The sequence below is a fragment of the Mesoaciditoga sp. genome (assembly GCF_054006115.1).
On sequence record NZ_JBPNHS010000016.1, the window covers coordinates 23,285 to 33,680 of the forward strand.

A 10,396-nucleotide genomic window follows, 5' to 3' on the forward strand; every position below is an offset into this window, starting at 1 on the left:
AATGTTTGTGCTTGCAAATTTCATATACGCAATAGCCGTTATTTTGAATATCGTGATAATTTTTGCCATAACCATTTTGATAATCGATTCAATTTTGAGCTTTATTTTGCCGTACTACCATCCTTTTAGAAGAGTTTTGGATCAAATGTGTGATCCGATGGTGAGGCCATTAAGGCGCTTTATACCACCCATTGGCATGTTTGACTTTTCTCCATTTGTAGCCTTGCTTATATTGGTATTCATTCAAGCCTTCGTCGTAAACACACTTTTCGATCTAAGCGTGGTTCTAAAGAGATGAAAGAATTCAAAAAAGCTTTTATATTCAGGAATGAGAAAAAGGAAGAAACGCTAAAGGCGCTTTTACTTTTGAGAGAAAAGTTAAAGCTCAGAAACTTAAAAGAAGTTGGAATTGAAGAAGCTGATGATCAAACCATTGCCTTTGTTTTAGGAGGAGACGGCACTGTCTTGAAGGCCTCCAAAGTTCTCGCAAACAAGAATGTCAATGTTGTAGGAATAAATTTTGGACATCTTGGTTTTTTAAGCCCTTACAGTTTTGAAAATATAGATGAAGTTCTTCACGAAATAATCGATCTGGGTGATTACACCATCGTTAAAAGAAATTTTTTGAAGGTAATTTGTGATGGCGCGCAAAATGAGTTCTTCAACGACTTTGTCATTCAGCGCGCGGTAAGATCCCATATGTTAAGAGTGTCCATAAGCGTGGATGATAGCTCTATGGGCGAGATGCTATGTGACGGCATGATCTTTTCCACCTCCACAGGTTCCACAGCTTACAACTTATCAGCCGGGGGATCTGTGATCGATCCAAATTTATCCTTAGTATCCATTGTTCCAATGATGGCACACGCTTTTGCCGCTTGGCCGGTTATTGCATCTTTCAACAGAAAGATAACAGTTATGGTAAAACCAAGAGAAGATGAGTCTTACTTTTGTGTAGGAGACGGAGAAGAGCTTTGTAAAAAAAATCATGTGGAAAAGTTTGAAATAAGCGGTTCTGAAAAACATCTTAATTTTCTGTGCACTTCCGACATAAATTTCTTTAAATTGGTTCACACCAAATTGGGATGGGGAATGCATAACGGTTTTGGAGGAAAGTATGAGCTCAAAGTGTAAGTATTACAAACACATTCTTGACTCAATGCTTGAAGGTGTGATTATGGTAGACAAACACGCAAAAATAGTATTTATGAATCGTGCCGCGTGTCGCATATTACATATGCCTTTTAAAGATTACGCCGGGTATGATGTTGTGAGTACGGTTAAAAATACAAGGCTTCACGTGGTTGTAAAGACGGGAATTTCCGAATTGGATAGAATTCAGGACGCTGGCAAAACAAGAATAGTCACATCGAGAATACCCTTAAAGGATGAAAATGGAAATGTAGTGGGTGCGGTCGCCGTATTCAGGGATATTACAGAAGTTGAACACATGGCGGAAGAAGTTACAGATCTAAAAAATGTGAGGTTCATGCTGGAAACCATAATACAATCAACTGACGATGCGATAAGTGTGGCGGATGAAGATGGAAAAGTCAAAATGGTTAATAAAGCCTACACAAAGTTAACTGGTTTTAATTCAGACGAAGTGCTCGGAAAGACAGCAGATGTCGACATAGCGGAAGGCGAAAGCGTGCACATGAAAGTTGCAAAGTACAAAAAACCCATTTTTGGTCATAGAATAAAAGTTGGACCGTTGAAAAAAGAAGTGATCATCGACGCAACGCCGTTGGTTATAGATGGGAAGTTCTCTGGTAGTGTGGCGGTTATTCATGACGTTTCGAAAATAATATCCTTGAGCAAAGAATTGGAAGAGGCGAATCGAACGATACGCCAATTGAAGGCTAGATACACTTTTGACGATATAATTGGAGTTTCACGCACCATGCAAGTTGCCATTCTTCAGGCAAAAAAAGTTGCAAAAACAAGGGCCACAGTTCTTCTAAGGGGAGAATCCGGAACTGGAAAGGAACTTTTTGCCCACGCTATCCACAACGCAAGCGATAGGGCAAACCATCCTTTTGTAAGTGTTAATTGTGCCGCCTTGCCAGAAGGTATATTAGAATCAGAACTTTTCGGGTATGAAGAAGGGGCGTTTACAGGCGCAAAAAAAGGCGGAAAAAGAGGGTTGTTAGAAGAGGCAAATGGTGGAACGCTATTTTTGGATGAAATTGGAAAGATGGAAGTCAAAGTTCAGTCGAGATTTTTGAGATTCCTTCAGGAAATGGAAGTAACCAGATTGGGAAGCACAAAAAGCAAGCAACTTGACGTAAGAATAATAGCCGCTACCAATCTGGATTTGGAAGAAATGATAAAGGATGGAAAATTCATTCCTGATTTGTATTACAGATTAAACGTGGTCCCAATTGTCATAACTCCTCTAAGAGAGAGAATGGAAGATTTAGAACCTCTGGTAAAGCATGTAATAAGAAAATTGAATCAAGAATATGGTCGGGCTGTAAAAGAAGTTTCAAATGAGGTTCTTGAGATTTTGAAAAGCCTGCCGTGGTATGGTAATGTGAGAGAACTTGAAAATTTCATCGCCCGAGCAATGATAAATATGGAAATGGATGAAAAGATCATAAAAATCATCCATTTGCCAGCATTTGAAGTGCCGCGGAAAAACTCCACTTCCATTCACGTACCTTCAGGAATGACGTTGAAAATGGCTTTAAATAATTTTGAAAAACAACTCATACAGACCACGCTTAAATCGTATGGGGGAAATAGAACAAAAACCGCGGAAGCGCTTGGTATAAGCTTAAGAACGTTGTTTTACAAATTAAATCAGTACAAAATAAAATAAATTGTGTAACGTTTAATCTGAAGTTTGCATTGATCAACGAGAAGCAAGTGATGATAAAATTAGTTGAGGTGGTGAAATATAATTAAAAGTGAACAATAGCCGCATGATACGGCAATTCTACATAGAAAAGGGGCTGATAAGATGAAAGATCTCTGGGAAGAAGTTAAGAGCGTAGATCCTGAAATATATGACGTAATTCACAAGGAACTAAAGAGACAGCAAAATGGCATTGAACTAATAGCATCTGAAAATTTTGTCTCAAAAGCTGTTTTGCAGGCTATGGGAAGCGTTTTGACGAATAAGTACGCTGAGGGCTATCCAGCCAAGAGATATTACGGTGGTTGCGAGGTTGTAGACATAGCAGAAAACTTGGCAAGAGACAGAGCAAAGGCGCTTTTCGATGCCAATTTTGCAAACGTTCAACCGCATTCAGGCTCTCAGGCAAATATGGCAACTTACTTTGCGCTGGCAGATCCATCGAGTGTTATAATGGGGCTTTCGTTAACACAAGGTGGTCACTTAACGCATGGTTCACCTGTAAACTTTTCTGGTCGGCTTTACAATTTTGTACCATACGGTTTGAATCCAGACACAGAACTCATAGATTACGATGAAGTTGAAAGGCTGGCTCTCAAACATAAGCCAAAGGTAATTGTAACCGGTGGAAGTGCGTATGCGAGAATAATAGATTTCAAGAGATTCAGAGAAATTGCCGATGAAGTGGGGGCATATCTGGTTGTTGATATGGCACATTTTGCAGGTTTGGTGGCCGCAAAAGTGCATCCAAATCCCATGGAATACGCCGATGTCGTTACATCTACAACTCACAAAACTCTTAGAGGGCCGCGGGGAGGTCTCATTCTATCGAAGAAAGAAGAAATAGCGAAAGCCATAGACAAGTCCATCTTTCCTGGCATTCAAGGTGGACCCCTTATGCACATAATTGCGGCGAAAGCCGTGTGCTTTAAAGAAGCCATGACAAATGAGTTCAAAGAGTACCAAAGCCAAATAGTGAAAAACGCCAAAGCATTGGCTAAAGCATTGTCAGATAGAAATATACGGATCGTTTCAGGTGGAACAGACACCCATCTCATGCTCGTCGATTTAACCGAAACGGGACTTAGCGGTAAGAAAGTTGAAAGGTTGCTTGGTGAAGTGGGAATAACCGTGAACAAAAACACGATTCCCCGTGAAACGCGTTCTCCTTTCATAACCAGCGGAATAAGGCTTGGAACGCCAGCGGTGACTACTCGTGGAATGAAAGAAGCTCAGATGGAAGAAATAGCTGATATAATCGCTTCTATAATTCATAAACCGGAAGACGAAGAAACGAAAAAGGCGGCCAGAGAAAGGGTCGAAAAGCTTTGCAAAGAATTTCCGCTTTACCCCGAGTTGCTTTAAAAGGAATGATGGCTTTTGAAAATACTTGGGCTGATCCTGGCTGGAGATAAAGGAAAAGCGTTGGGCAATTTAACTAAAAAACGGGCATCCGCAGCGATGCCCGTTGGCGGAAAATACAGGGCCGTAGATTTTACGCTTTCAAATATGGTGAGATCTGGAATAAGAAAGATAGGTGTCATAACTCAGTACAATCCACGGAGCCTTATGGACCATCTGGGTTCCGGAAGGGAATGGGATTTGGACAGAAAACATGGTGGTTTGTACATACTTCAACCTTACGCAGATGAAAATCACATGTATTGGTACAAAGGAACGGCAGACGCTATCTTTCAAAATATGACAATTTTAAAAAGGGGAAGCGAGGATTACGTGCTTATAGGCTCTGGTGATCACATATTCAACGTTGATTTCGAAAAATTGTACGATTATCACATGATATCCATGGCGGATATAACCGTAATGACGAAATCAATTCAAGGATATGATCCTTTACTGTACGGAACGGTTAAAACCGATGAAGAGGGAAAGATAATTGAGATAAGGGAAAAGTCTAAAAAACCGGCTGGAGATAAGATAAATCTGGGAATCTATTTCATGAACAAAAAGTTGCTTATGGATTTGCTTTACGCGAGCGTGCCGAATGGAGAGTACGATTTTCTCAAAGGAGTGGTAATTTCAAACCTGAAAGTTCTACGAGTGATGTCTTACGAATTCATCGGCTATTGGAAGAACGTGAAAAAATCCCTGTCAGAGTACAAACAAGTGAATATGGATATGCTAAATCCAGATATTGCGAATGAGCTCTTTTATGAACATGGAAAGATATTCACAAAATTAAAAGATATGGCACCTCCAAAGGTAACTCCTACCGGTTCCATAGAGAATTCAATAGTTGCGGATGGAAGTATAATTGCCGGTACGGTTAAAAACAGTGTGATATTCAGAAATGTTCAAATAAAGTCAGGAGCGTTGGTCGAGAATTCAATTGTAATGGAAGGTTCAACCATAGAAGAAGGGGCGAAGATAACGAATTGCATTTTGGACAAATACGTAACAATTCGTTCGGAAAGAATCTTTAGGGGATACGATGAACCTTTGATATTTGAAAAGTGGCAGGTAGTTTAGCCAGCATTTAAAGGAGGTCAAAAAGTTGAACTTAGTGGCCATGATTTTGGCTGGTGGACAAGGAACCAGGCTTGGCGTTTTAACAGAAGACATAGCAAAACCAGCCGTTCCGTTTGGAGGAAAGTACAGAATTATTGACTTCACCATGTCGAATTGTACCAACTCGTCCATTTATACCGTGGGAGTGTTAACACAGTACAAGCCAAGGGTTTTAAGCGCTCATCTTGGAATAGGAAGAGATTGGGATATGGATAGAAAACAAGGCGGTTTATTTATACTTTCGCCTTACGCCGCCTCATCGAAAGGTGAATGGTACAAAGGGACCGCCCATGCGATTCAACAGAACATCGATTTCATAGATGGATTTTCTCCAAAATACGTTTTGGTGTTGTCAGGAGATCACGTCTATTCCATGGATTACAACGAAATGCTTGATTTTCACATTTCGAAAAATGCGGATGTTACCATTTCTTGCATAAAAGTTCCATTATCTGAAGCCAGCAGGTTCGGAACGGTCATAACCGATAACGTTTTCAAGATAGTGGATTTTGAAGAAAAACCACCACATCCCAAATCGCAGCTGATTTCCATGGGAATTTACCTCTTCAATTGGAAAATTTTGCGAAGAGCATTGATAGAAGATGAAAAAGACAAAGAATCACAACACGATTTTGGCAAGAACGTTATTCCAAAACTTTTGGCTCAAGGCGTTAACATGTATGCTTACCAATTCGAGGGTTACTGGAGAGACGTTGGAACGATCTACTCACTATGGGAAACTAATTTAGAGTTAACTCATCCCATGCCAGCGTTGAATCTGTACGATCCGAATTGGAGATTTTATACGCACAGCGAAGAAATGCCACCAGCTTTTTTTGGGAAAGGATCAAAAGTTATGAAATCACTTGTCAGTGAGGGAACAAGAGTTTACGGTGAAGTGGAAAGTAGCGTCCTTTTTCAGGGAGTTAAGGTTGGCAAAAACAGCGTGATAAGAAATTCTGTTGTTATGACGAACGTTTCTATAGGTGAAAACTGTTATATAGAAAATGCGATAATAAGCGAAAATACAATAATTAAAGATTACACGCAAATAGGTGTGGGCGAAGATATCGAAAATGAAGAATTTCCAAACATATACAACCACGGAATAAGCGTGATAGGAGAGGGTGTTGTGATACCTAAAGGTATGAAGATGGGGAAAAATTGCTCTATTTCTAATTTTTTAAACGTTGAAAAGATGGGTGTGGATTTTCTCGAAAGTGGAAAAAATTTGAAGGGGGAGAGAAAAATTTGAAAAAGATCTTCATAATGGTTTTAATAGCCGTTTTGTTGGGAACACTCACTTCCTTTGCCACCTTGACATCTTACGTTCAAATGCATAAGGTTAAAGACGGTGGTTATGTTGATACGCCAACGGTTGTTTCCAGATATGGAAAACTTGTAGAAACCGTGTACATGCAAAAATTAGCTCAAGAGTATGGAAAGTCATTTGTCAATTCAGATTATTTCAAAGAGTATTTTGACCTCTTAAAGACGCACGCTTCTTATTTCAAGGTACCAACATGGGTTCATTACACAGTTTTTCTTTCTTCTTACATGAAAGACAATGGAATGAAAGTGGATACGAAATTTTTGAACGCTGTGGATAACTTTTTAAACCAAAATCTAAAAGATTACACGGGTACTTACGCTTACTTTCAAATGGTGGCGGATGGTTTGCTCCTTGAAAAGTTACTTGGAAAAAATTTGAACGCTTCGCCTTTTTACAAAACCGCGACTAAAATTTTGAACGATGCCATCGCTAAAAAAACGTACGCGAATGCGGGAATAACCATTTTAGTTGCGTTGATCAAAGTTAAAGGAAAAAAAGTTCCAAGGGATTTAAAGACCATGAAATTTTTGAACGACCATATTTCCTACGTTAATGGAGACTACATGAGGGAGTACACGCTTTTAAAGGCCGGTTATTTGAATAACAAAGAAGTAGGACAAACGCTCAAAAATCCGGATATTCAAAATCCTCAGCAACTTTTCTTTTACAAAGAGCTTTGTGAAGACTTAAAAATACCCTTCAATTTGAAACAAAAATTTGAAATCTTTGAAATGCAAAGAGCCCCTTTTGGCGGTTATTACAATTTGGGAAGCGTTTCATCTGTTAGTGACACGTACTGGGCGACTAAAATTTTGAGTATGCTTGGGAAAAAAGCCGATAGAGATTACTGGGAACAGTTTACTTCTAATCTGGTATCCGCGGCCTCTGCCTATCCTGTTAACGTTTTAGCCGTGTATTTAGAATACGCATTGGAAATGAATGAACACTACATGCTTTTGAACAAGTCTCAAATACGGATTTTAATTAACTCTTTCTACAACAAAATGAATCTTTCGCCGGCGTTGGAAGCCTATTATTTGGCAACTTTTAACTTTGACAGGGCCTTCCAGCTTTTGAAAGTTATTCAACGAACGGACTACAAAAATGACAAAGTTTTTATGGACATTCATACGGTTTTGGACAGGCTTTTCAAAGGACTAAACAAAATGGATTCCTCAAAAAAGAATATTTCGTATTACTATGATTACGTGCAATTACTCAACTTCGCACACGATTTTGGGTATGAGGTGAATGAAAAGAACGCTCAAATCATAGGAGAAAAGTTCATAGCGGAAATAAAAAGTAGATCTCTTACGGATTTAAATCTTCTGAGAGCTGCCTGGGCTTTGGAAAAGAATTACGGCTTAAATGTGGATAAGAGTTTTTTTGCCGCCGAGTTGAAAAAATTGAAAGATGTGAAAAGTGGTGGGTATTTTTACAACCTTACAGATGGAATAGAGAGTTTTCAAAGCACTTACGAAGCATTGACTTTGTTGAAAGAGCTTTAAAAAGTTGGTATAATAAAGGTGAATCAAATTTTAAAGATAAATGAAATTTTTAAAATCACTCGAAAAGAAGGGGGAGAAAGAACATGAAATCTATTATGGCAAAGCTCGTAATACCGTTGATTATTTTTGCCGCTTTCCTCATAGGAATATACGTTTCAACCGTAGTTCTCACAAACATGCAAAAAGATGATGCGTTGCTTGTAAACCTTTCAGGAAGACAAAGAATGCTTACTCAAAAAATGTCAAAAGAAGCGCTGATAGTTGCCATGGGGAATACGGCGTATGAAAAGAATTTGAGCAATACAGAATCGCTCTTTGAAACCACGCTTGATGGATTGAAAGACGGAGGAAAAGTGGCTTTAGATCTTGGAATGACCAAATGGACGGTTATTCCAAAAGCGCCAACAGACAAGATAAAGAACCAGCTTGAAGTTGTCCAAAAGCTTTTCATCCCCTTCAAAAAAGCCGTTCAAAATGTTATTCAAAGCAACGGGAAGGATAAAAACGCTCTCAACTACATAATAAACAACAACGTTAAGTTATTAAGCGAAATGAACAAAGCGGTACTGTACTATCAAGAGTACAGCGAGATAAAAGTTTCCGTCATGAAATGGATTCAATTCTGGTTCATGATAGCGGGCTTGGTAATAGTGGCCCTTTCCATACTCGTATATGAAAAAACCATACACAAACCCGTTAGAAGATTGCTCACAGTTGTCAACTCTTTAGGCGAAGAAAAAGGCGGAGATTTGACCGTAAGGCTTCCAATAGTTTCCAACGATGAAATTGGTAAAATATCTTCCGGGGTTAACAAATTCATTGAAAAAATAGAAAACCTTGCCATCACCATCCATAAGGATGTTAAGAATCTTCAAAGTTCTATGGATTCTTTGGATGAAAATTTGGAAGAAGTTAAAAAAGGATCCAAAAATGTGGAAATTACAACTGACAACATAACCAATGTTATAAAAGAAATATCCTCTGTTATGCAGCAGATAGACGATAACGTTCAGGAAGTGGCAAATTCCGCGGTTGCCGTTGCGAATTCAGCTACGGATCTTTCAGGAAATATGAATAACATCCTTGAAGAGACGAATGATGGCGCCACAGTTGTGGAAAACATGAATGAAGAAATCGGTCTTGTTGGCAACGAGTCAAATGACATGATGGCAAAAGCGGATGCGTTAGAACACTCGGTAGATGCCATTGGAGAAATTCTGGAAACGATAAGCGCGATAGCAGAGCAAACTAATTTGTTGGCTTTGAACGCTGCCATAGAGGCGGCAAGAGCCGGTGAAGCTGGAAAAGGGTTTGCAGTTGTTGCCGATGAGATAAGATCACTTGCTGAAGAGACAAAGCAATCGACGGAAAAGATATCTGCAAATTTGAATGAAATAATAGAAAACTCAAAAAAGACCGCAGATTCCAGCAAAAAGATGGTTGTTTCCATTGAAAGTGTTCTGGAAAAAATGGGAAAGATCTCTGAAATATTCAACAGAATAAGGACAGACGTGAGCAACGTCACTTCGGCAGCAGAAGATTTGGCTGCGGTTTCGGAAGAACAAAGCGCCACTTCGGAAGAGATGGCAAGTAGCGTGAAAGAAGCCTCTTCGCAATTGAGTGAAGTTAGCGATTTAATGGTTAAAGCAAATGACGAAATAAACGCTCAAGCCGATTACATTGCCAAGATAAAAGAAGAAGAAGAAAAAGTTAAAAAGGCATCCGACGAAGTTTCCTTGAAAGTTTCTGAATTCAAGATTAAAGAAGAATAATTGCATTACGTAGCGTAAAAAAGTCCCTCCGTAAAAAGAGGGACTTTTGTTTTCTAAAGGGATTCAAGTTGTGTGTAACGATTTGAAAAATCAACTGTTGTTCGCATCAAAACAAAGAAGTTTTCATAAACCACGTTGCTAATTCTTTTTGATTTAAGAAGAGAAAAGTTTAAAATTCGTCATGTGGTCAATATGCAGATTATTTAAAAGATTGATTGAATTTCATCCTCTGAATACTTGTCAAAACATATGGCTCCTTCATCTGGGAGCTTTGCTAGTTCATGACGATAACTTTTAAAAATAAATCCCCGCTCGTACGGGGCTCCCTTATGCTTGTAAAAAACTTATTAAGTACCTTTGGCTTTCTAAATTGGATCCTTACCCTGGCTGCGCG

At 39.0% G+C, this 10,396-nt stretch carries 8 protein-coding genes; all 8 read left to right on the top strand.

What is annotated here, in order from left to right; all coding sequences use genetic code 11:
* Position 1 precedes the first annotated feature (1 nt).
* The 8 genes from ACXJIN_RS03055 to ACXJIN_RS03090 all read left to right on the top strand — a co-directional run bounded on the left by ACXJIN_RS03055 (position 2) and on the right by ACXJIN_RS03090 (position 10,002).
* Entirely contained in the window at positions 2-298 is a 297-nt protein-coding gene (locus ACXJIN_RS03055; protein WP_456399325.1) for a YggT family protein, read from the top strand.
* Positions 295-1,134, top strand: a complete 840-nt coding sequence (locus tag ACXJIN_RS03060; RefSeq protein ID WP_456399326.1) for an NAD(+)/NADH kinase — start codon at positions 295-297, stop codon at positions 1,132-1,134. The genes ACXJIN_RS03055 and ACXJIN_RS03060 overlap by 4 nt, the downstream gene beginning before the upstream one ends.
* Positions 1,118-2,824, top strand: a complete 1,707-nt coding sequence (locus ACXJIN_RS03065; RefSeq protein ID WP_456399327.1) for a sigma-54 interaction domain-containing protein — start codon at positions 1,118-1,120, stop codon at positions 2,822-2,824. Before ACXJIN_RS03060 ends, ACXJIN_RS03065 begins: the two co-directional genes overlap by 17 nt.
* Positions 2,825-2,965: 141 nt before the next feature.
* Positions 2,966-4,225: a serine hydroxymethyltransferase gene (glyA, locus tag ACXJIN_RS03070; protein ID WP_456399328.1), complete on the top strand. Its 1,260-nt coding sequence runs from the start codon at positions 2,966-2,968 to the stop codon at positions 4,223-4,225.
* Between the two features lie 15 nt (positions 4,226-4,240).
* Positions 4,241-5,350, top strand: a complete 1,110-nt coding sequence (glgD, locus tag ACXJIN_RS03075) for a glucose-1-phosphate adenylyltransferase subunit GlgD (protein ID WP_456399329.1) — start codon at positions 4,241-4,243, stop codon at positions 5,348-5,350.
* A 25-nt stretch (positions 5,351-5,375) separates the two neighbouring features.
* Entirely contained in the window at positions 5,376-6,644 is a 1,269-nt protein-coding gene (locus ACXJIN_RS03080; protein ID WP_456399330.1) for a glucose-1-phosphate adenylyltransferase, read from the top strand.
* Positions 6,641-8,230, top strand: coding sequence for a hypothetical protein (locus ACXJIN_RS03085; RefSeq protein ID WP_456399331.1), 1,590 nt, complete (start codon positions 6,641-6,643; stop codon positions 8,228-8,230). Before ACXJIN_RS03080 ends, ACXJIN_RS03085 begins: the two co-directional genes overlap by 4 nt.
* A gap of 83 nt (positions 8,231-8,313) precedes the next feature.
* Positions 8,314-10,002, top strand: coding sequence for a methyl-accepting chemotaxis protein (locus ACXJIN_RS03090; protein ID WP_456399332.1), 1,689 nt, complete (start codon positions 8,314-8,316; stop codon positions 10,000-10,002).
* Positions 10,003-10,396 lie beyond the last annotated feature (394 nt).